Genomic DNA, 22957 nt, shown 5'->3' on the forward strand with positions numbered 1-22957 from the left:
CTAACGGCCTAGACGCCGGGTTTTGGAGCTACGGCGAAGGGAGTAGTGGCGGCGTTTTTTTGGGGCTCAGCGCGCTGCGGTGTCGGTGCTCGCCGCGCCGAGCCGCTCGCGCCGGCTGCGGTAGGTCTGCTCGATGCGCTGCAGGCGCCGCGAGCGCGAGGCCTCGTCGACCCACGCCGCGGCCATGGCGTGCTGCCTGCCGAGCTGGTGTTCGAGCTGCGCCTGCGGCAGCAGTGCGCTGTTGTCGGCCGCGGCGTAGCCGTAAGCCGCGCGCAGGTTCTTGAGCACCTCCTGCTCGGGCTCGGCGCGCGGCCCCTTGCCCTGGCCATAGTTCACCAGGAAGGCCTGCACCCTGGCCTGGAATGCGGCCGGGTAGCTGCGACGCAGCACCATCAGCGCGCCCGGCGGCGGGCCCGATTCCCACACGACGTGCAGCCGTGCGGCCTCGACCGGAAACTGCTCCCTGAAGCGTTCGAAATCCGTCGTGTTGTTGGTCGCCACGTCGGCATCGCCGTTGGCGACGGCCAGCGCCGTGGCCTGGTGGGTGCCGATGATCTCGCCGCGAAAGCGGGTTTCCATCGCGATGTCGTGCGGCAGGAAGAGCTGGCTTTGCGGCACCTGAAAACCGGTGACCGACCGGCTGTCGCCGCGCGCGAGCCGCCAGCGCTCGGGCTCGGCGAGCACCGCCTCGAGGGTGCGGGGCTCGCCGCTGCGGCGCGTCAACAGCACCGCGCGGTGCGTCGGCATGCCGGGGCGGCGCGCGATCTGCGCCACCACCGTCATGCGCCGCTGCATCACCGCGTCGAGCGCGATCTTGGCCGACAGGAACGCCATGTCGATCTCGTCGCGCTGGATGGCCCGGTCGAGTTCCGCGTACGACGCGACCGAATGCACGCTCACGGGCACGCCCAGCGCGCGTGTCATGTCGTCGAGCAGCGGCATCCACAGCGCCCGCGACTCGACCGCGCCGCCGAGCGGCAGCACGCCGAAGCGCACCGGGCGGGCGGGCACTTCCGTGCGCTCGGCCTGCGCCGCCGGTGCCGCACAGGCCGCCACCAGCGCGAGCCCCGCCGCCAACAGGCGCGGGGCGAGCAGAAAGCGTCGCAAGGCCGAGCCCGGCATGGTCATCGACCGGGGAGCGCGTCCTGAAGGGCGGCGGACTGCTCGGCGTAGCTGCGGTCCAGGCGCAGGAGGCGTGCCTGGCGCGCGGCCTCGTTGACCCATTGCGCGTTCATGGCGTTCTGCTTCGCGAGCTGGTGGGCCAGGTTGGCGGCGGGCTGCAGCGAACTGTTGTCCGCGGCCACGAAGCCCGCCAGGTCGTGCAGCGACTTGAGCACCGCGCGCTCGGCATCGCCCTGCGGCCCTTTCGCGCGGCCGTAGCCGACGAGGAACGCCTGCACCCGGCTGCGCAGCTCGGGCGGGTACGCGCGCCGCATCACGATCTGTGCATGGGGAATGAGGTCCGACTCCCACAGCACCTGCAGCCGCTTGGCCTCGGCCGGAAAGCGCTGCTTGAAGCGCTCGAAATCGGCCGTGTTGTTGGTGGCCACATCGGCCTCGTTGTTGGCCACCGCGAGCGCCGTGGCCTGGTGGGTGCCCACGATCTCGCTCAGGAAGCGCGTCTCCATGGCGATGTGGTTGGGCAGAAAGAACTGCAGCTGCGGCACGATGAAACCCGACACCGATTGCCGCTCGGCGCGCGCGAGGCGCCAGCGCTCCGGTTCGGCCAGCAGGCTCTTCAGGGTGTTGAAGGGCGGGGCGCGGCGCGCCAGCAGCAGCGCCCGGTAGCCGGGCAGGCCATCGTGGCGCACCACCTGCGCCACGACCTTCATGCGGCGCTGGGTCACGGCGTCGAGCGCCATCTTTCCAGACAGGAACGCCATGTCGACCTTGTCGTCGCGGATGGCCTGCTCGAGCGCCTCGTACGAATTGACCGAAAGCACGCTCACCGGCCGCGCGATGGCCCGGCTCAGCTCGGCGAGCAGGGGGTCCCAGTCGCTGCGCGACTCGAAGGCACCGCCGAGCGGCAGGATGCCGAAGCGCACCGGCGACTCGGCTGGCTGCACGGGCTCGGCCGCGGCCAGCAGCGGCAGGCCGGCCGCGAAGGCGATCGCTGCGGCGCCCCGGCGCAGCCAGGCGGCGGCCTGCCCTAGGAGGCAGCGGCGACGGCAACGTGGGAAGGCCAGCATGATCGGACGGGAAGACAACGTGGCGCCAACGCGGGTCAGCGGTCTAACATGAGCGGAAGCGGACGCAATTAGATATCAAATACACAAATAGGCGGCATTTTCGCGATGTTTTTCCTCCTTTCTGCCCAACCAAGGTGCCCATGGGCTTGACTTCCAGGCGCTGGATACACCCATGAAATGGAACTTCCGCGTCCTGCGCGGGCTGGCCCGCCTCACTTTCGCGCAGCAGCTGATCCTGCTGGCGATGGTGCCGGCCACGGCGGCCACGCTCGCGGCGATCACGGTGCTGACGCGGCAGCACCTGGACAACCTGACCGAGTTGATGCGTGCCAATGCGCAGACGGTGGCGCTTCAGGTCGCCACGGCCGCGCAGGCGCCGCTGGTGCGCATGGATCGCCGAGCGCTGCAGCGCACGGCCCAGTCGGGCACTTACCAGCCGCATGTGCAGCAGGTGCAGATCTGGTCCGAGGACGGCGAGATCGTCGCCAACTCCGAAACGGTCGACCGCGCGCGCGGCGATGGCCTGCAGGTGGTGGTGCCGATCGTGAGCGACGAAGGCCAGCCGGGCGGCAAGGTGATGGTCGAGATGAGCCTCGAAGCGGTGCAGCAGGCGCGGCGCTCGGTCTGGCTCAACGTGGTGCTGGTGCTGGCCACCAGCCTGGTGGGCGTGGGCCTGGCCGGCTGGTGGGCCGCGCGCCGCATCAGCGAGCCGATCCGCGCGCTCGGCAAGGCCGTCGACCGGCTCGGCGCGGGCGAGTCCGCGAGCGTGACGATCGAAGGCACCTCCGAGGTACGGCATCTGCAGCACGGCTTCAACCAGGCCGCGCGTGCGCTCGCCGAAAGCCACCGGCTGCTGCAAAGCCGCATCGCCGATGCCACCGCCGAACTCGCGCGCAAGAACCAGCAGCTCGAGGTGGCGAGCCAGGCCAAGACCCGCCTGCTGGCCGCAGCCAGCCACGACCTGCGCCAGCCGCTGCACGCGCTCACGCTGTTTTCCGACGGGCTCGCCAACGGCGAGACCGACCCGGTGCGGCTGCAGCGCATCGGCCACATCCGCGAATGCGTCGATTCGCTCGACCGGCTGTTCTCTGAACTGCTGAACCTTTCGCAGCTCGACGCGGGCGTGCTGCAGCCGCAATGGGCCGAGTTCGCGCTCGACCAGCTGTTCGACGAGATCAGCCGCAACTTCCGCCCGGTCGCGGAGCAGCAGGGCCTTCGCCTGGTGGTGCGCAAGACCGACCTCTGGGTGCGCTGCGACTACGTGATGCTCTCGCGCATCCTCAACAACCTGGTGTCCAACTCGCTGCGCCACACGATCGAAGGCGGTGTGCTGGTCGGTGCGCGACGGCGCGGCAAGGGCGTGCGCATCGAGGTGGTCGACACCGGCGTGGGCATCGCACCGCAGCACCAGGCGCGCGTGTTCGAGGAGTTCTACCAGGTCGAGCCCACCGGCCGCAATGCGCCGCGCGGCCAGCGCGGCATGGGCCTCGGGCTCGCCACGGTGCAGCGGCTGGCCGAGCTGCTCAACACGCGCGTCGAACTCACGTCGCGGCCGCAGAAGGGCACCTGCGTGCGGGTGCTGGTGCGCTCGGCACCGGCCGCGCTCGCGGCACCCGTTGCGCCCTCCGCGACGGGCGCGGCCGAGGACGACGACGCCGGCCTCGCACCCCTGCGCATTCTCGTGATCGACGACGAGCGCACCATCCTCGAAGGCCTCTCGGTGGTGCTGACGAACTGGGGCGCCGAAGTGATGGCGGCCCAGACCCGCGCCGAGGCGCTCGCGCTGGCCGACACATGGGCCGAGCCGCCCGACGTGGTGGTGAGCGACCTGCTGCTGCAGGGTGGCGACAACGGCCTCGGCGTGATCGCCGCGCTCGAGCGCCATCCGCGCGGCATCGGCGCCGCCACCGCACGCCTGCTCGTGACCGGCGAGACCAAGCCCGACCGGCTGCGCGAAGTGGCGGAGGCCGGCATCGCGGTGCTCTACAAGCCGGTCTCGCCGCGCGTGCTGCGGCAGGCGATCCTGGCGCAGCGGGCGGCGGTGATGCAGCAGGCAGGCCGAGGCAGCGGCTGACCGTCGGGCATAGGCCAGGCGGCCGATGCGGCGCGGCCTTCCGTCACGCTCCCGCCGCACGCCGGGCGTCGACATAAGCCCTCCGCCTTATCGCGCGAACCAGGGGCCTTCCGTACATTGGGGTTCTGCCCTTGCCGCAGAAGTCATCCCCATGCCTGTTGCCGTGAACCCTTTCATCTCGTTCCTCCGGAAACGGCTGCGGCATTGGCGCGTCCGCCTCGCGCTGGCCCTGTGCATGGCGCCGTTCGCCGCCGTGGCCGCGGGTGCCGCCGGGCTCACGGTGCTGATGGGCGACGAGGTGCCTGCGCATACCGAATTCGTGCAGCACATGCGCGCCGCGCAGGCGCCCGGCGGGCGCTTCGAGCTGGTGCGGCTTTTGCCCGGCGCGGCCGATGTAGCGCAGTCGGGCGTCGAGAGCGCCGTGGCCGCAGCGGGCGCCGAGCCCGAGCGCGCGGTGAACGCCGGCGTGCGCACGCGCAGCCTGCGCACGGCCACGCCGGCCCCGGCCGACACGAGCCTCACGATGGCCGTCGGCGCGCCCGCTGCGCGCGCCGCGCTCGATCGCCCGGGCCAGCAGCCGCTGCTGCTCGCGATGCTGAGCCGGCTCGAGTACGAGAACCTGCGCGCCAGCGCCCCGGCGCTGCGGCGCGGCGACCGGCGCGTGGGCGTGCTGCTGCGCGACCCGGCCATGGCCGACCAGTTGGCGCTGGTGGCCGCAGTGCTGCCGAACAAGCCGCGCCTCGGCGTGGTCGCCACGCCCGAATCCGAACCGCTGGTGCGCGATCTGCAGCGTGCCGCGGCCCAGGGCGGCCAGCCCGCGTGGGACCTGCAGGTCGAATACGCGCCCGACGCGCGCTCGCTGGCCGCGGCGCTGCGCGCGGTGGTGCCGCGCAGCGACGCTCTGATGGTGCTGCCCGACCTGATCGGCGACAACCAGGCGGCCACGCTGGCGGTGCTTCGCGCGGGCGCGAGCGCGGGGCTGCCGGTGTTCGGCGCGAGCGAAGGGTTGGTGCGATCGGGCGGTCTGGCCGCGGCCGTCTCGACGCCCGCGCAGCTGGCGCAGCAGGCGCAGCTGCTCGGGCAGAAGCTCGCGGGCCACGGCAGCAGCGCAAGCAACCACGTCCCGCTGGTGGAATCGGCCGCGCCGCCGTCGGTGCGCGTCAACGCCACGGTGGCACGCGGACTCGGGCTTCGCTTGCCGCAGGAGCGCGACCTGACCGAGCGGATCACCGCCACGCGATGAGCGACGTGGTGCCGTCCGAAGGCGCGCAGTCCGCGCACCCGCCGCCGCCTGCTTCACCATCGTCCGCGCCCACGCTACTGGTGCGCGGCAACCTGCAGCGCGACCTGTTCCGGCTCGGCGTGGTGCCGTGCGCCGCAGTGGCGCTGGCGCTCACCGGCTGGTTCACCCACCACCGGCTGCAGACGCTCGAGGCGGCCTTCGACGCCGAGGGCCAGGCCGTGGCACGCCAGGTGGCCGCGATGTCGGACCTGAGCCTCTATGCGGGCGACGTGCCGGCGCTGCAGAACGTGGCGAATGCTGCGTTGCGCGGCGGGCAGGTGATGCGCGTGGAGATCAGCAACAGCGCCGGCGTGTACGTGACGGCCGGGCCCAGGACCTCGCCGCTCGCTCAGCTGCGCATGTTCACGTCGCCGGTCACGCTGCGCGAAGCCTCGCGCGCCAGTGCCTTCGCGCCCGCAGGCTCGACGGCCGCCGGCGACACCCCGATCGGGCTGGTGCAGACCTTCCGCGACACCACGGCCTATGCGCGCGAGCGCAGCCGTTCGCTCATCGCCGGCATCGGCATCGCGCTGGTCGCGCTGCTCGCGGCCTGGGCCTCGGTGCGCCACATGGCGCGCACCGTGGCGCGGCCGCTGCGCCGCGTGTCGCGCACCGTGGCCGCGCTGGAGGCAGGGCATTTCGAGGCGCGCTGCGGCGTGGGCGACGGCGGCGGCATCGCGTCCGCACAGGCGCCCTCCGCCGGTGCGCACGAGCTCGCGGTGCTCGCGCGCGACATCGACCGCCTGGCCGAGCGCCTGCAGCACAACCGGCAGGTGAGCGAGGAACGCGTGCGCGAAGCCACCGCGGTGGCGCTGCAGCGCATGGCCGAGGCCGAGCAGGCGGCGCTCTCCCGCGCGCGCTTTCTCGCCGCTGCGAGCCACGACCTGCGCCAGCCGCTGCATGCCATGGGCCTGTTCATCGACGGCCTGCTGCCGGGCGCCAGCGCGGCGCAGCGGCCGGCCATGATGCGCCTGCAGGAGAGCACAGAGTTCATGGGCGTGCTGCTCGACGACCTGCTCGAGATCTCGCGCCTCGATGCGCAGGTGCTGACACCCGCGATCACCCGCGTGTCGCTGGCCGCATTGTTCGACCAGCTCGATGCGCAGCATGCCGCCACGGCCGCCGAGAGCCGCGTGCGGCTGCGCTGGAGCGACCGCGGTCTGGCCGTGCGCAGCGACGCGGCGCTGCTGCAGCGGATCGTCGGCAACCTGGTGTCCAACGCATTGCGCCATGCGCCGCCGGGCGGCACGGTGCTGGTGGCTGCGCGCCGCGGCCGTGCCGACGATGGCGGCGACGGCGTGCGCATCGAGGTGCGCGACAACGGCGTGGGCATCGCGCCCATCCACCAGGGGCGCATCTTCGAGGAGTTCTATCAGGTGGCCAACACCGAGCGCGACCGCCGGCGAGGCTTCGGGCTGGGGCTGGCGATCTGTGCGCGCATCGCCACGCTGCTCGGCACCCGCATCACCGTGCGCTCGGCACTGCAGGCCGGCAGCACCTTCGCGCTGACGCTCCCGGCGGTGCAGGCCGCCGAGGCGAGCACGCCCGAGGAAGAGCCCGCACCGGTGCCCGCGGCGCCCCTTGCGGGGCTGAACTGCATGGTGGTGGACGACGATCCGGCGATCCTCGACGGCAGTCGCGCGCTGCTCGAGCAGTGGGGCTGCCGCGTCGAGTGCATCGCCACCGGCGCCGAGGCGATCGCGCGGCTCGGCACGGGCGACCTGCGCTTCGATGCGGTACTGTGCGACCTGCAGCTCGCGGGCGACGGCGACGGCATGGACGTGATCGCGGCGGCGAAGCGGCTGCAGCCCGATGCGCTCGCGGTGCTGGTCTCGGGCGCCACCGGCCCCGAGGTGCTGCAGCGCCTGCGCCGCGGCGGCGTGATGCTGTTGACCAAGCCGGTCGCGCCGGCCAAGCTGCGGGCGCTGCTTTCCACGCGGCGCCACGCACCGGCCTGAAAGGATCGCCATGCTCGACACCGACGCGCTGAAGACCATCCGCCCCTTCATCGCCACGCCGAGCCACAGCGGCTCGATGACGAGCGACTACGTGCGCAGCCTGCTCGGCCTGGTCAATGCCGCGTGGCAGCACGGCTTCGCGTTGCAGGCACGCTTTCTCGATGGCGACAGCCTGATTCCGCGCGCGCGCAACCGGCTGGTGGCGGAATTCATGGCCGACGCACGCTGGACGCACCTGTTCTGGATCGATGCCGACATCGGCTTCGCGCCCGAAGACGCGCTGCGCCTGCTGTGCGCGGGCCGACCGGTGGTGGCCGGCGTCTATCCGCACAAGGACGACGGCTGGCCGCGCGCCGGGCTGGCGGCGCCGCTGCCGGCGGGCAGCACGCGCGACGACTTCGAGGCGCGGCATGCGGTGTTCCCGGTCAACCTTGCCGCGCCGGGCACGGCCGCACGGGTCGAGCCCGACGGCTTCCTCGAGGTGCTCGACGCACCCACGGGCTTCATGCTGATCGAGCGTGCCGTGTTCGAGCGGCTGGCCGAAGCCATGCCCGAGCTGCGCTACACGCCCGACCGCATGGACGACCCGGTGGCCGCGGCGTGGCCGCACTACCGCTTCTTCGATGTCTGGGCCGAGCCCGGCCATGGCCGCTACCTCAGCGAAGACTTTGCGTTCTGCCGCCGCTGGCAGTCGATCGGCGGCAAGGTGCATGTGGACACGCGCTCGCGCCTCACGCACACCGGCACGCACACCTACCGCGGCGACTTCGCGCGCACGCTGTCGGCAGGGGTGCCTTGAGCAGCCTCGCCTGCCTGCAGCGCCGGCGGCAGCGTCGCCATGTCGTAGCCGCGGCCGGGCGCTACCAGCGCGAGGCAGAGCGCCGGTCCTTCGTCGGCGAGATGGTCGTAGCCCATGGGCTGCAGCCGTGCGCCGGGGTCGAGCGCACGGTGGCGCTCGCGCCGTGCGATGCGGTCCTCGCGCCGCACCATGCGCAGGTGGTAGACGCGGTAGTAGCTGCGGTACATCGCACCATGCCGTGCCACCGCATCGGGGAACCGCTGGCCGTGCAGCGCGGGCGCGGCGTCGAACGCGATCTGCTGCGGCAGCCGGAACAGCATCGCGCGCGTCTGGCGTCCCCAGTCGCCGTCATCGCGAAAACGGTCGGGCGCATCCCACAGCTCGCGCAGCGACAGCGACAGGCAGGCCAGCCGGTCCTCGGGCAGCGAATCGACGATCGCATGCAGGTGGCGCAGGAACAGCGTCTCGAAGCGCTCGTCCGCGTCGCAGGCAAGCACCCAGCCTGCACCGTGGCGGCGCGCGCATTCGAGCAGGCGGCGGCGGTTGCCGGGCTCGTCCCAGTGGTGCGGCTCGGCTGGCGGGTTGGCGAGCAGTTCGAGCAGCTTCGGCTCGTTGCGAAGGATGGCGGCGGTGCCGTCGGTGGAACCATCGTCGAGCGCGATGAAGCCGTCGACGTGCGGGCGCAGGTGGTCGAGGCAACCCTCGATCCAGCCCGCCTCGTTGCGCAGCTGCATCACGCAGACGATGCGCGGGCGCGCAATGAGCCGCTCGGGTGCGCCGCGGCTGCAGTACGGGCAGAAATACGGCGGCGCCGGCTCGTGGTGCAGCATGCGTGCGCAGACCTCGCACTGGCGGCGCGACCCCATCGCGAAGCTCGCCGGCGCTGCGCCCAGCCACGCGGGCGCAGCCTCTCGCCGTGCGGCGTCCGGGTGCGGCGCGTGCGCGGTGTCGTCGCGCGCGACGCGGCCGAAGTCGCGGCCCCAGGCGTCCTCGCGCCCGTCGGCCGCGAGGTTCGCGCGCGGCGCGCCCGGCGTGCAGCGGCGCCAGTCGTTGTCGGGGTCGAAGCGCTCGGCGCCGTTGCGCGGCTCGAACGACAGGTGCAGCAGCTTGAGCGATGCGCAGGCCTGCAGCTGCCAACCCGCCATTTCGAGCCGCACGCGGAAGTCGTCGTCGTCGCCACCCCAGATGTCGAAGCGTTCGTCGTAGCCCCCCACCGCGTCGAAGGCCACGCGCGCGCAGCACAACGACCCGTAGAAGGTGCGCAGGTAGAGCGCCTCGGGCACCTGCTGCGCGAAGGCCGCGTCCAGGTTGCCGTCAGCCGCGTCGAGCGCATCGAAGCGCGCAAAGCCCACGCGCCCGATCGCCACATGGCGTTCGCCCGCCATTGCCGCGTGCAGCGCGACCGCGGGCGCATCGCCGACGTAGGCCGATTCGGGCGAATGCACGAAGACGAAACGGCCGGTGCTGAGGCGCACGCCCACGTTGATCGCGCGGCACGGCGGGCGCCATTCGTGCGGGCGGTCGTTGACGAGCAGCTTCCAGCGCACCTGCGCGAACCGGTCGAGCAGCCGCCGCAGGCTCTCTTCTTCCGAAGGCTCGTCGAGCGCGATCACCACCTCGATGCCGGGTCGGGCCCAGAACGGCGCGTTGCGCGCGGCCACGCGCTCGAACTCCGCGAGCTTGCGGTAGAACGGCATCACCACGCTGAGCCAGGTTTCGGTCATGGGCCGTACCACCACCACAACCCCGTCGCGAGGTCACGCGCATGAACGGCTGCTTCATCAACCTGCAGAAAAGCACCGCCCGGCGCGACACCATGGCGGCGCAGCTGCGCGCGCTCGGCCTGCACGGCGCCATCGCGCGCTTCGAGGCCACCGGCATCGAGGACCTGCCGCCTGCCGGCGCGGTGAGCCGGCGCGAGCATGCGTGCTTCCGCTCGCATGTGGCGGCGATCGAATCGGCCCCCGCCGACGGCTTCTTCCTCGTGCTCGAAGACGATGTGCAGTTGAGCCGCGCGCTGCCTGCGCTGCTGCGCGACGAGAACGCGCTCGCACGCCTCGCGGGCTGCGACCTGGTGTTCCTGGAATGCCTGCCGTATGCCTCGGCGCCGGCCCTTCTCGGGCTCTGGCAGAGCCTGCAGAAGCACCTTCCGAGTGACCCGCAGGCGCCGCGCGATGCCATCGGCGGCATCGAGATCCTCGAGGCGGCGGACCTCTACAACTGGGGCGCGACCGCCTACCTCGTGACGCCGCGCGGCCGGCGCACGCTGCCCGCGCTGCTCGGCGAAGCGCTGGCCGAAGGCCCGGCGCTCGCCTTCGACATGGCGCTCAACCGGCTGATCGCCGCGGGGCGGCTGCAGGCCGCGGTGCTCGCGCCCTTTCTCGCCACGCCCAGGATCGGCAGCGAAGCCACGAGCACCATCGACGACCGCGCGCGCGTGCCCGCCTACGACGCGCTCGGCGGAGCGCTGCGGCGCATGTTCTTCGCCGGGCCGCTCGAGGACATCGAGGCCCGTGCAGCACCCTATCGCCATGCGCCGCTGGCCGAAGGCGATGCGCAGCTGCAGCTGCTCGCCGACCTGATGTCGCAGCTCTTCATCGTGAGCGCGCGCGGGCCGCGCTGAGCGCTGCGCGCGCGCTCAGCGTCAGAAGTCCGCGCAGCCATTGCGCCGCTCGGTGTTCACGCAGCTCAGCAGGTTGGGCCGCGAGCGCACGCGGGTCCATTCGCGCGCGAGCACGTCGCCGTCCTGCGACGCGCGGTCGCCGTCGAGCGGGCCGGTCGCAAGGCAGATCGGTGCCGGGCCGATGTTGCGGTCGTACAGGTAGGTCGATGGCAATTCGCGCACCACGTCCACCGAGGGCAGGTCGGGTCGCTCGAAGACCACGGGCGGTGGCGGCGGCGGCGGTGGCGGTGGCCCCGGATCGACGCGCAGTTCGCCCGGCACCACGTTCACCGCATAGCCGGCGGCCGAGGCGAAGGCCCCGTCGATCGGGTAGGTGCCCGGCGGGCTCGCGCCATTCGCCGCTGTGCCGGGCGTGCCGCTGAAGCTCGATGCGTCGTCGCCGAGGATCAAGCCGGTCACGCTGTAGGTGAAGCTCGGGTTCGGCGCGCCCGCGGGCCGCGAGGCATCGCCGATCGTCACGGTCGCGACCGGTTGCCGGGCGTAGATGAAATGGTTGTCGCCGGCCGGCACGGTCACGGTGCACAGGCCCAGGTAGGCGCAGTGGTACAGGTTGGGCAGCGGGCCGGAGCCCGCGAGGCCGCCGCGCGTCTCGCCGATCCAGGTGTCGGCCCAGACGCGCCAGTTGCCGCCGCCGATCGCGAAGGCGCCGGGGTTCTGGAAGCGCGCGGCCGCGACGAGGTCGGTGCTGGCCGCGTTCACGTTGGCGCCGAGCGTGAGGTCGCCCGAGAGCGTGCGCACGAAGACCGTGCTGGCGGCCATGGAGCCGGCGCTGGCGACGGTCGGCAGGTTGGCGGCGGGGTCGAACCCCGCGGCGGCCACCGGACCGATGGTGACGGCATTCGCATCGACGTAGCGGAAGCCGCCCTCCGCGCCGCCGCCGACGGTGCCGACGTCGTTCGCCGCGGAGTCCAGGGCCACCGAACCGCCGTCCGAGCGCGCCAGCAGCGTGCCCGCGGTGATCGCCCCGGCCGCAGACTGCGCGATGTTGCCGCCCGCGAGCAGACCAACGGTGGCGGCCGTGACCGCGCCGTTCAGCGCAATGCTGCCGCCGCCCTCGTTCTGCAGCGTGAGCGCGCCCGGCGTGGCAATGGCGCCGGCCACGGTGATGTCGCCCGCGTGCGTGCTGCTGCCGGCCACGATCGTGGGGGCCGAGAGCTGCGCGAACTCGCCGCTCGACACCGAGAAGCCGCCGCCGCCCGCGCCGCCGAGCACGATCGGTGCGCCGGTCGCATCGAAGGCCGCGAAGTTCGCATCCATGCCGCCCGGGCGCAGGTTGATTGCATTGGCGGCGCTCACGGGCGCGCCGATCACGATCGCATCGGCGCTGCCGTCGTTGATGGCGCGCAGCACCACGTTGCCGCTGCCTTGCACGCTGGGCGGCGCGCCGGGGCCGCTGACGCCGCCGCCGGCTTCGATCGAGACGCCCGCCCCTCCGTTCTGCGAAGCGCCGCTGATCTCGATGTCGCCGCCGCCGGTGGTGGCCAGGCGCGCGCCGTTCTCGAGCCGCACGCCGGTGTCGCCGGTGGTCGGCGCATTGTTGAAGTTGTAGCCGCGCAGCACGATGTCGCCGCTGCCGCTCGTGATGCTGCTGCCGCCGTTGACGAGCACGCCGTGCGCGCCCGCGAAGGTGGACGAGGCCTGGCGCCGCGCCACGCCCTGCACCGTGATGCTGCCGGTGGTGGTCGAGATGGTCGACGGCGCGCGGCCATCGGTGATGACCACGCCGCTCTGCCAGTCGGCCGAACTGCCGCGGATGTCGATATCGCCGGTCGAGGTGGCGAGGTTCACGCCGGCCAGGGTCACGTTGCCGCCCGCGATCTGCAGGTCGCCGCCGGCGCCGGCATCGCTCTGCCCCACGCGCGTGTCGATGACGGTGTCGGCCAGCGTGATGTAGCCGGTAGGCGCGCCGGGCTGGCCGGCGAACAGCGTGACGGCGCCGCCGTCGGTCTGCACCTGCGCATCGCCCATGAAGATGGCACCGCTCGTGGACGTGCCATTGCCGTGCGCCGTCATCGTGACGTCGCCGCCGCGGGTGTCGATGCTGCCGTTGTAGACGATGAAGCCGCTGTTGCCCGACGGCGTTCCGTCCGCGTTGACGCCCGCGTCGAACACCACGTCGAGCGCACCCGCGCCGGACGAGCGGATCACCGTGCCGGTGCCGTTGGCCTGGATGCTGCCAGCCGACGCCAGCTCGAAGGTCCGCGGCCCCGACGCGCCGTCGTAGTCGACGAGCACGTCGTTGGCCAGCGAGATGCTGCCGCTGCCGGCACCGCCGGTGCCCGTGGTGATCTTCACGTTGGCGCCGCCATTGAGCGCGGCATTGATGTCGCCGTCCTGGATGACCGACGCGGCCACCGGATCGAAGGGGTTGGTCGGCAGCGAGCCGGCGGCGGTGCCGCTGACGATGGAGATCGCGTACGGATCGATCAGCCACTGGCCCGCGAGGCCCGCAGGTGCCGCCGCATCGACGCGGATGCCGCGCAGGTCGAGCGCCGCACCCGAGGTCTCGATGAAGCCGCCGTTGCCGCCGCCCGCGCCGGCCCGCGCCGAAAGGCTGCCGTGCGCGCGCAGGCTGTTGCCCGCGAGCAGCACGATGCTGCCGCCGTCGCCCGCGGCCGAGGTGTTGTCGGCGCGGATCGCGAGGCTGGAATCGACCGAGAGCATGCCGCCGCTGTTGTCGGCGCTGCGCACCGTGGCTTCGAGGCGCACGCTGCCGCCGCCGGCCGCGCCGCTCGCGTCGGCCAGTGTGCCCTCGCCATCGGAGAAGCTGCCGGCGTAGATGTTGCGGCCGGTCACGCTGACCGAGCCGCCCGCACCGGTGGCGCTCGCAGCGCTCAGCAGGGCGTTGGATTGGTTGCCGCGCTCGAGCAGCACGTCGCCATCGCGGCCGTCGACGACCACCTGGCCGCCGTCGGCGCGCAGCCCTTGGCCCTCGCCATCGGCGCGGATCCAGACAGCCGCCGCGGTCAGGTCCTCGTCGAGCCCGGCCGGCGGCGGCACCGGCACCCCGAGGAAGTCGAGCTGCAGGCCCGCGCTGCCCATCGTGCCGCTCACCGAGAGGCTGCGGCCATTGCCGGCCACGACCGAACTGCCGTCGATCACCACGCCGTGCGAGGCATTGATGGTGGCGGAGGCCGCCAGCTTCCGGAACTCCTCGTTCGCCAGCAGCGCATCGAGGTTGGCGCCGCGCCCGTCGATGGCCACGTTGCCGCCGGTGGCGATGTCGGCATCCTGCAGCGCGACGCCGCCGCCGGTCGCGCCGAAGCCGAAGGTGCCGATCGGGTCGGTGGCTTCGTTCCATCCGCGCGTGCTGCCGCGCAGCACGATGTCGCCGCTGCCCGAGACGATGCGGCTGCGCGAGCCGGGCGCGGGGGCGAGTGCGCTGAAGTCGTCGCTCGGCCGCACTTCCACGCCGCGCGCCATCAGACCGCCCACGCCGTCGACCTCGATGCGGCCAGTGCCGGTGAGGAGTTCGGCGCTCGCCAGCACCACGCCGGCGCTGGCCGAGAAGAAGCCGCTCGCGACCTGGGTCTGGCCCTGGCCACGCAGGCTGATGCTGCCGCCGCTGCCGCTGCAGCCGGTCGCGTCGGCTGCGCAGGTGGAGATGCGGCTGTCGGTGAGCTGGATGCCGGCCGTGGGTTCGTCGAAGCGCGGCGCATGGCCGATGGCGCGGCCGTTGACGGCGTCGCTCTGGCCATAGAGGCGCACGTTGCCGCCGTTGGTTTCGATGACCGCGCCGTCGAGCCGGATCGGCGCGCCGATGCCCGAGGCCAGCGGCGCATCGCCGGGGCCGGGCACGGTGCCGTAGGCGTCGGCGTTGAAGTCGACGTGCAGCGCGCCCGATTTCGACTGGATCGCCGAGCCCGTGAACATGCCGATGCCCGTGGCCGAGTCGACGCGCAGCGCGGCGTCGCGCCCCTCGCCCTTCACCACCTGGCTGCCGGTGTCGAAGTACACGCCGTACATCTGGCGCCCGACCTCGGGATCGTCGGCACTGCTTTGCAGCAGCACGTCGGTGCCGCGGCCCAGCGCCGCGCCGATCGCGCCGCCATGGACCTGGCTCGCACCGCTGGCAGTGCCGTCGAAGAAGCCGCCGGGGTCGTAGGCCGGGGCATCTTTCGACACGACCATCTGCCGCCCGGAGCGCAGTTCCCAGCGGCCGTTGGCGCCGCCGCCGGCGCCGCCCGACGCCGAGACCGCGAGGTCGCTGCCGACCGCCACGGCGGTCGCGCCGGCGCTCACGAGACCGCCCGCGCCGCTGCCCGACCCGTTGGCCGAGAGGGTGCCCGACAGGTGCATGCCGTCGAGCGAAGTTTCCGAGTTGGTCGCGCCGAGGCGGATCTCGCCGCCGGCCGCGTTGCCGGTGCGGCCATCGGCGCGCACGATGGCGTCGGGTGCCACGGCGAGCCCGGCGTTCGCCGCGACTCGCACCGTGCCGCCGCCCGCGTCGCCGCTCGCATCGAGCGTGGCGCCTTCCACGCGCACCCTCCCCCCGGTCACGTCGATGCGGCCGCCCCGCGCCGCGGTGCCGGTGGCATCGAGCGTGCCGCCGACGCGCACGTCGTTGCCGGCGCCCGCACCGAGCACGATCTCGCCGTTTTGCAGGCCCACGCTGCGCGCACGCACCGTGCCGGCCTGGTTCACCACGAGTTCGTTGAGCGTGGTCGACTGGCCCACCATCACGACGCGGCCGCCATCGGCGCGCAGCGTGCCGGTGTTGGCGACCGAGGCGTTGGTGGCCATCGCGCTGGTGTCGATCGCGATGTTCGTGAGGCCGTCGCCCACGAGGTCGAGCGTGATCCTGCGGCCCGAGGCGAGCGCGATGGACTGGCCGTCGGCCGTGATGCTGGCGCCGGCGCCTTCGTTGGCCACGCCCGCGCCCATCAGCACCACCGGGCCGCCATTGGCCTGGATGCTGCCGAGGTTGCGCACGGTGGCGCCATTGGCATCGGCGCGTTCGAACACCAGGTTCGTGGCGCCGTCCATGAAGCTCTTGTCGCTGGTGGCGAGCGCGAGCGTGGAGGCGACGAGGCCGCCGACATTGACCTGCGCGCTGCTGTTGAAAAGCACGCCGTTGGGGTTGACCAGGAACACGCGGCCGTTGGCATTGAGCTGGCCGGCGATGGACGAGGTCTCGTTGCCGGTGACGCGGTTGAGCAGCACGCTCGCGGCGTTCGGCTGCTGGATGTTGACGATGCCGCCGGCACCGATCGAGAAGGTGGTCCAGTTGACGATGCCGCGCTGGGTCGATTGCGCGATGTTCATCAGGCCGCCAGCCTGGGTCATCGCGACATTGCCGCCGACCACGGTGAAGCCGGTGGGCAGCACCTGCGCCATCGCGGGCGCAGCGCCCGCACAGATCAGCGACAGTGCCACGGGCCGCAGCCGCAGGCGGCGCGCGGCCGTGCGAAGAAGGTGCTGGGAGGTGCGGGGCTTCATGGTCAGAATGCCTTTTGAACCTGGATGTAGAAGCGCGGGTTGCGCCCGCCGCCATCGGTCTGCGCGCGCGGCGTGCCGTCGCGCCAGGCCAGCGTGGCATTGACCGAGAAGTTGCCGGGCCGCGCCCAGCTCACGCCCAGGCCGAAGCCGCGCAGGCTGTGGGTGTTGTCGCCGTCGAAGAGCGTGGGATGGCGCGCGATCTTTCCGCGCGCGGCGTCGTAGAACGCGAAGGGCGTGAACGCCTCGTTGACCGACCAGCGCCATTCGAGCGTGCCGATCACGCCCTGGTCGACCAGCAGCTCGCCCGAGGGATAGGCGCGCACCGCGCGCGCGCCGCCGAGCGCGAGCTTCTCGGACGCGTCGAGGTTCTTGCTGGCCCACTGGCCGCCCACCGAGAGGTAGAGGGAGTGTTGCGGCACGATCGACTGCAGGCGCGAGAGCTGGAAGCTCATCTTGGTGAAGCCGCCCTCGGTGCGGCGGCCGCCGAAGCCCTGGTCGGCCTCGCGGCTGCCGGGGTCGTGGATCGACAGGTCGCCGTGGTAGACCGTGCCCGAACTCGCCCAGTAGCCGCCGCCGAGCAGCTCGTCGCGCCGCTCCCAGGTCCAGCCGACGCCGAAGCCACGCACCCGCTTCTTGGCGCTGAAGCCCACGCCGCGCAGTTCGTCGGTCAGGTCCTTCACGTCGGCGGTCAGCCGCAGAAACAGGTTCTGCTGGCGCTGGCGAATCAACGGATAGCTGAGCGACACGTCGAAGACGTCGGCCTGGCCCTGTGCCTCGAGGTCGGCGAACTGCCCGCCCAGTTCGTAGTTCACGCGCGCCAGGCCCATGCCGGCGCGCAGGCCGTTGGTGCCGATCGGCGCCTCGTACGACACGCGGCCGAACTGCAGCGCGTTGCTGTCGGACACCATGAGCCGCATGTCGAGGTTGTCGCCGATGCCGAACGGGCTGAGCCAGCGCGCGGTGCCGCCGAAGCGAAAACGCCCCGACTCCTTCGTGCCGTGGTTGTCGGCTTCGGCCGAAAAGGCCCAACGCGAAGCCGCGGCCACTTCGACCGACAGGTCGGTGGTGCCGGGCTGCGTGCCTTCCTGCAACGCGGACGAGACCTTGAGGCCGGGCTGGTCCGACAGCAGCAGCATCGCGCGCTCGTACGCCGGCGCGTTGACGGCCTCGCCGGGCGCGAGCGGCGCGAGGAAGCCGCGCACGCGCGATTCGGCGACCGGCGCATCGGGCGCCACCACCACGTCGACGCGGCCGAGCCGGCCCTCGATCACGCTGATCTCGACGATGCCGTCACGCACGGTCTGCACCGGCACCACGGCCTGCGCAAGGAAGTAGCCACGCGCCTTGTAGTGCGCGGTGATGGCCTGCGCGAGGCCTTCGAGGTCGCCGAGCGTGACGTTGCGGCCGATGTAGGGTGCCGTGATCGCCTGCAGCTCCTCGTTGCTCAGCGCCTTCACGCCGTTGAGGCGCAGGTCCTCGAGCTTGAAGGAGGCCTGGTTCGGTGGCGGGCTCGCCGGCAGGCTCTGCGGCGCGGCGCTGCCGCCGGCCTGGGCCAGCGGGCGGTCGCAGGCGGCGCAGGGGTTCTGCGTCGGCAGCAGCGTGGTGCTTTCGGTCTCGCTGGCCTGGGCGCTCTGGGCGGCGACGAACAGGGTCGCGCCGAACAGCGCCGACACCGCGAGCGCGACGGGGGTGGAGCGGGGACTAGAGCGCATGTGCAGCATCCACGGTGAGGCGCCAGTTGCCGATCAGATTGAACGGGGCCCAGAAGAACGGATGGGCCATCTTCGGGTCCTTGAGCACCGCGAGCTGGCCGGCCTGCACGGCCTTCTGCAGATCGCGGCCCTTGGCGAGCTCGCCGTAGAGCGTGCCCATGAGCACCGCGGTCGCGTCGTCCGACACGGGCCACAGCGATGCGATCAGGCTCGAGCTGCCGGCCGAGAGGAACGAGCGCGTGAAGCCCAGCACCTCGTCGCCCTGCGCGATGCGCCCGAGCCCCGACTCGCAGGCCGAGAGCGTGACCAGCGCGGTGCCCTCCATCGGCAGGCCGAGGATCTCGTGCGCTTCCAGAAAATTCTGCCGGCCGCCCTCGTTCGCAAGCAGGATGCGCGAATACAGCGGATCGACCGCATCGGCCTCGGCATGGGCCGCCACGTGCATCAGCGGCGAACGCGCGGCCACGTCGCGGAACTGCGTCTTGGTGGCCGCGGAGCCCATGTAGACCGTGTTGCGCGGGAACAGCTGTGCGAGCTGCTTGACCTCGACCTCTGCGCCCGGCAGGTCGTACTTGTCCTCGATGCGCGGATTGCCGAAGGCGGTGAGCGCGGCACTCACGCGCGGCGTGCGCTGCGCCAGCTGCACCGCGATGCTGATCGAGGGCGCCACCGCCACCGGATGGCGCTCGATGAGGTAGCGCCCGTCGGTGCGCAGCGCCTGGAACGGCAGGTAGTGCAGCGCACCGTGCGGCACGACGACCAGCCGCTGCCCCGGCACCAGGCCCAGCGGCGCAATCAGCGCCGCGCCGAGCTTGTCGGCATTGGCAACCGCCGCGCGGCGGCCGCGCACGATCGAGTTGCGGAACACCTCCACCAGTTCGGTGAGCTCCTCGCGCGGCAGCGCCACGGTGCTCGCCTTGATGCCGGCCGGGCCGACCACCCAGACGAGCAACCGGTCGGGCAGCGAGTGGAACTGCAGCACGCGCTCGTCGGGCGCGAGCGCCGCCTGCAGCGTGGCGAGGTCGATGGTGGTCGCGGCGCGCTCGTGGATCTTCGCGCGGCCGCGCACCGCATCGAGCAGCGCGCGCGAGCGGCTGCGTTCGCTGACCTCGAAGGCGCGGCCGGCATCGCCCGCATCGCTGTAGATCGCCACGGCGCGCTCGAACACGGTCTGCAGGTCGGAGAACAGCCCCATCTTGAATTCTTCGCTGCGGAACCTGGCGCGCACGCGGTCCACGCTGCCGAGCGCCTGCGCGGCGGCCTCGGCCGCTGCCTGCTTGTCGCCCAGCGCGAGTTCGCTGCGCGCGAGGCCGTCCCAGGCCCAGAGGCGGTAGTAGTCGGCGTCGGTGCCGGCCTGCCGCACCGTGAGCGTGCGGTACAGGTCGCGGGCCTCGGCGGGTCGGTTCTCGGCCAGCAGCAGGCGGGCGCGCGTGCGGTCGAGCTGTGCCGCGAGCGGTGCGTCCTTCGGCGGCGCGATGGTGGCGAGCACCTCGCGGGCGCGCGCCGCGTCGCCCGATTCGATCAGCGCATTGACGAGCGAGGCCTGCACCAGCGGCGCGTAGCGGGCCGAGCTGCCGGCCAGCGCCTCGTCGTAGCTGAGCACCGCGCCGGCATGGTCGCCGCGCCGCGTGCGCGCGTCGCCGATCACCTTGTGCACCGGGCCGACGACGAGCTTCGGATCGCGGGCCGGATGCCGCAGCGCCTCGCGCGCGAACTGCTCGGCCTTGTCGAGCTGCCCCGAATAGCTGTAGACGATCGCCAGGTCGCGGTGCGCCATGGCGAGCAGGTTCGGATCGCGCGTGGCATCGGCCAGGTGCAGCGCCTTGCTCGCGGCGCGCACGCTCTGGCGGAATTCGCCGGCCTCGGCCAACGCCACCGCCTGGCTGCAGTACTGGTAGCCCGAGAGCTTGACGCTGTCCTGCCCGTAGAGCACCGCGCCCTCGCTGGTCAGCGCAAGCAGGGTGTCGGTGTCGGCGAGCCGCGCCTGCTCCATCCGGCCGGCTGCGGCCTCGGCGTTCGGTGCCGCCTGGGCCCTTGCCGAAGGTGAGTGCACCGCCAGCAGCAGCACCGCGAGGCCCACCGCGCCGAACGCGGCCGCGAGCCTTTCACCACGACGGGCCGAGCGCCCCCATCCCGTTCTCGAAAACCACGTCATTGGACCCCCGCGTGCGGCCCATGCACCCGCGGTTGCGGGAAGCGGCGCGGCAGGAATGCGCGCCTTCGGGCCTCGTGCGGAAAGTCTAGGAGCGGGCCCGCGCGGCGCCTATTTGCAGGACGGCCTAGCGCGAATGGACTAGGGTCGCCCTGCGGTGCTCAGGCGGGGATCGAATCGATGTCGGTCCGGTCCCAGTGCCGGTGCTTCGCGATCGCGGCAATGAAGGCCTGCGCGATCTGCGTCGCCGCGGTCGTGTCGCCGAGGTTGGTGACCGGCGTCGCCGCGATCACCACGCCCGGCGGCGCTTCGGCCTGCTGCGCATCGGCGGCGATGCCGAGCCTGGACAGCAGCTGGACGCCCTCGCCCACCGTGCAGATGGCCTTGCAGTGCTTGTAGGCCTCCAGCACGAAATGCACCGCGTCGCCCGATGCCGCGAGCGCCGAGATCCCGAGGCTGCCGCCCGGCACGAGTACCGCGTCGAACACCACCGACGGCGCATTGGCAAAGGTCATGTCGACGTCGATCTGCCGCTTCGATGCGCTCGCGATGGTGCCCAGGCGCGCGCCGACCACCTTGCACTGCGCACCCGACTGCTCGAGCGCATCGCGGATCGGCTTGAGCGATGCGGAGTCGATGCCGTCTGCCGCGAGGATCGCGATGCGGCGCGTGCGCACCGTGCCGTCGCCGGTGTCGGCCATGCTGAGCGCACGCGACTCCTCGATCGGCAGCGTCATGCGGTGCTCGCGAAATCCGGCCCGGCCGGCGGCCGCCTTGGCGTCGGGTGCGCCGATGCCCAGCGGCTCGGCCACGCGCCGCGCGAGCTTCTCGTCGACGTGCGCGAGGTTGTCGACCATGCGCTGGCGGATGGCGGGCACGTCGACCTTCGAGAGCTCGAAGCGGAACGCCGCGACGATGTGCTCCTTCTCGGCCGCGCTCTGGCTGTTGAAGAACAGCCGCGCCTGCGTGAAATGGTCGTCGAAGGTGGGGCTGCGCCGGCGCAGCTTGGGCGACTCGATCTCTTCGGGGTGCGACTGGAAGCCCACGCTGCCGCCATCGACGCGGAACTCCTTGCCGTCGCCGAGCGAGTTGGGCTCGTACGACACCTGGCCGCGCGCGATGGTCTGGCGGTGCATGCCGTCGCGCTGGAAGTTGTGGAACGGGCAGACGCTCTTGTTGATCGGCAGCTCGTGGAAGTTCGCGCCGCCCAGGCGCGAGATCTGCGTGTCGGTGTACGAGAACAGCCGGCCCTGCAGCAGCGGATCGTTGCTGAAGTCGATGCCGGGCACCACATGGCCCGGGTGGAAGGCCACCTGCTCGGTCTCGGCAAAGAAGTTGTCGGGGTTTCGGTTGAGCACCAGCCGGCCGATGCGCTGCACCGGCACCATTTCCTCCGGAATCAGCTTGGTGGGGTCGAGCAGGTCGAAGCCGAGCGACTGCGCGCGGTCGGCCGGCACCAGCTGCACGCCGAGCTCCCACTCGGGAAAGTCGCCATGCTCGATCGCCTCCCAGAGGTCGCGGCGATGGAAGTCGGGGTCCTTGCCCGCGATCTTCTGCGCCTCGTCCCAGGCCAGGCCATGAATGCCGAGCTTCGGCTTCCAGTGGAACTTCACGAAGTGGCTCTCGCCACGGTGGTTGATGAAGCGGAAGGTGTGGACGCCGAAGCCCTCCATCATGCGGTAGCTGCGCGGAATGGCACGGTCGCTCATGGCCCACATCAGCATGTGGGTGCTCTCGGGCATCAGCGAGACGAAGTCCCAGAAGGTGTCGTGCGCGCTCGCGGCCTGCGGCATCTCGTGGTGCGGCTCGGGCTTGAGCGCATGCACCAGGTCGGGGAACTTCATCGCGTCCTGGATGAAGAACACGGGGATGTTGTTGCCGACGAGGTCGTAGTTGCCCTCGCGCGTGTAGAACTTGACGGCGAAGCCGCGCACGTCGCGCACGGTGTCGGCCGAACCGCGCGAGCCGGCCACGGTGGAGAACCGCACGAACACGGGCGTCTTCGCGTCCGGGTCCTGCAGGAAGTCGGCCGCGGTGAACTGCGACATCGACTTGTAGACCTGGAAATAGCCGTGCGCCGCCGCGCCGCGCGCATGCACCGCGCGCTCGGGAATGCGCTCGTGGTCGAAGTGCGTGATCTTCTCGCGCAGGATGAAGTCTTCGAGCAGCGTCGGCCCGCGCAACCCCGCCTTGAGCGAGTTGTGGTTGTCGGGAATCTGAAGACCCTGGTTGGTCGTCAGCTGGGGCGCCTGGTCGGTCGTGAAGCCGTCGAGTTGCTGCTGCTTGGCGTTGCCGGCGTCCGAGGCCTTCGAGCGGCGCCCGGCGGCGGCCTTGTTCTGAGGCGTCATCGAGGGTCTTTCACGGGAGGGTCAACTTCATTGTCGAGGAACATGTCGAGCACATTCACCACCGCGATCAGGCAGATGAAGCCGGCCACGGCGGCGACCACCCAGAACAGGATTTCATCCCCCCACGCGCCGGTGAGTGAATCGAACAGCGACGCAAAATCCATGATTGCTCCAGCAGATCAGTGTGAAAACTCGGTGCTTGCGCCGCAGCCTCCTGAGGTCCGCGCAGAGATGGCGGCGGGGGCGAATGCGAGCGTGACAAAGATTAAGTTTTTCTCACACTGTTACCCGTAGTGGCGGCTCGCCCGCGCATGTCGGAAA

Annotated in this window: 13 protein-coding genes; 5 read left to right on the plus strand and 8 right to left on the minus strand. The window is 71.8% G+C overall.

Going from position 1 to position 22957, the window contains the following annotated elements:
* Nucleotides 1–66 precede the first annotated feature (66 nt).
* A complete protein-coding gene (locus tag AC3A6G_RS19935) occupies nucleotides 67–1122 on the minus strand; it encodes a phosphate/phosphite/phosphonate ABC transporter substrate-binding protein (protein ID WP_487861391.1) in 1056 nt (351 codons plus the stop codon).
* A 2-nt stretch (nucleotides 1123–1124) separates the two neighbouring features.
* Nucleotides 1125–2189 carry a phosphate/phosphite/phosphonate ABC transporter substrate-binding protein gene (phnD, locus tag AC3A6G_RS19940; RefSeq protein WP_487861390.1) on the minus strand — a complete coding sequence of 355 codons (1065 nt, stop codon included), beginning with the start codon at nucleotides 2187–2189 and terminating at the stop codon, nucleotides 1125–1127.
* A 172-nt stretch (nucleotides 2190–2361) separates the two neighbouring features.
* Between phnD and AC3A6G_RS19945 the strand changes: the two genes are divergently transcribed.
* From AC3A6G_RS19945 to AC3A6G_RS19960, 4 genes are all read left to right on the plus strand, one after another.
* Nucleotides 2362–4263, plus strand: a complete 1902-nt coding sequence (locus tag AC3A6G_RS19945) for an ATP-binding response regulator (protein WP_487861335.1) — start codon at nucleotides 2362–2364, stop codon at nucleotides 4261–4263.
* 163 nt (nucleotides 4264–4426) lie between these two features.
* Nucleotides 4427–5506 carry an ABC transporter substrate binding protein gene (locus AC3A6G_RS19950; protein ID WP_487861334.1) on the plus strand — a complete coding sequence of 360 codons (1080 nt, stop codon included), beginning with the start codon at nucleotides 4427–4429 and terminating at the stop codon, nucleotides 5504–5506.
* A complete protein-coding gene (locus tag AC3A6G_RS19955) occupies nucleotides 5503–7503 on the plus strand; it encodes a hybrid sensor histidine kinase/response regulator (RefSeq protein WP_487866151.1) in 2001 nt (666 codons plus the stop codon). The genes AC3A6G_RS19950 and AC3A6G_RS19955 overlap by 4 nt, the downstream gene beginning before the upstream one ends.
* Nucleotides 7504–7513: 10 nt before the next feature.
* Nucleotides 7514–8302: a hypothetical protein gene (locus tag AC3A6G_RS19960; protein WP_487861332.1), complete on the plus strand. Its 789-nt coding sequence runs from the start codon at nucleotides 7514–7516 to the stop codon at nucleotides 8300–8302.
* Here the strand turns inward: AC3A6G_RS19960 and AC3A6G_RS19965 are convergent.
* Entirely contained in the window at nucleotides 8257–10026 is a 1770-nt protein-coding gene (locus AC3A6G_RS19965) for a galactosyltransferase-related protein (RefSeq protein ID WP_487861331.1), read from the minus strand. The genes AC3A6G_RS19960 and AC3A6G_RS19965 overlap by 46 nt on opposite strands.
* Nucleotides 10027–10067: 41 nt before the next feature.
* On the opposite strand from AC3A6G_RS19965, the gene AC3A6G_RS19970 reads away from it, so the two are divergent.
* A complete protein-coding gene (locus AC3A6G_RS19970) occupies nucleotides 10068–10925 on the plus strand; it encodes a hypothetical protein (RefSeq protein ID WP_487861330.1) in 858 nt (285 codons plus the stop codon).
* A gap of 21 nt (nucleotides 10926–10946) precedes the next feature.
* Here the strand turns inward: AC3A6G_RS19970 and AC3A6G_RS19975 are convergent, their stop codons facing one another.
* From AC3A6G_RS19975 to AC3A6G_RS19995, 5 genes are all read right to left on the minus strand, one after another.
* Nucleotides 10947–16424: a two-partner secretion domain-containing protein gene (locus tag AC3A6G_RS19975; RefSeq protein ID WP_487861329.1), complete on the minus strand. Its 5478-nt coding sequence runs from the start codon at nucleotides 16422–16424 to the stop codon at nucleotides 10947–10949.
* A gap of 2 nt (nucleotides 16425–16426) precedes the next feature.
* Nucleotides 16427–18136 (minus strand): ShlB/FhaC/HecB family hemolysin secretion/activation protein, encoded by a 1710-nt coding sequence (locus AC3A6G_RS19980; RefSeq protein ID WP_487861328.1) that lies wholly within the window; start codon nucleotides 18134–18136, stop codon nucleotides 16427–16429.
* Entirely contained in the window at nucleotides 18126–20291 is a 2166-nt protein-coding gene (locus AC3A6G_RS19985; protein ID WP_487861327.1) for a CHAT domain-containing protein, read from the minus strand. Before AC3A6G_RS19985 ends, AC3A6G_RS19980 begins: the two co-directional genes overlap by 11 nt.
* Nucleotides 20292–20449: 158 nt before the next feature.
* Nucleotides 20450–22636: a catalase HPII gene (katE, locus tag AC3A6G_RS19990; protein ID WP_487861326.1), complete on the minus strand. Its 2187-nt coding sequence runs from the start codon at nucleotides 22634–22636 to the stop codon at nucleotides 20450–20452.
* Nucleotides 22633–22800: a hypothetical protein gene (locus AC3A6G_RS19995; RefSeq protein ID WP_487861325.1), complete on the minus strand. Its 168-nt coding sequence runs from the start codon at nucleotides 22798–22800 to the stop codon at nucleotides 22633–22635. The genes katE and AC3A6G_RS19995 overlap by 4 nt, the downstream gene beginning before the upstream one ends.
* Nucleotides 22801–22957 lie beyond the last annotated feature (157 nt).

The organism is Variovorax sp. Soil_C_26, from assembly GCF_057657075.1.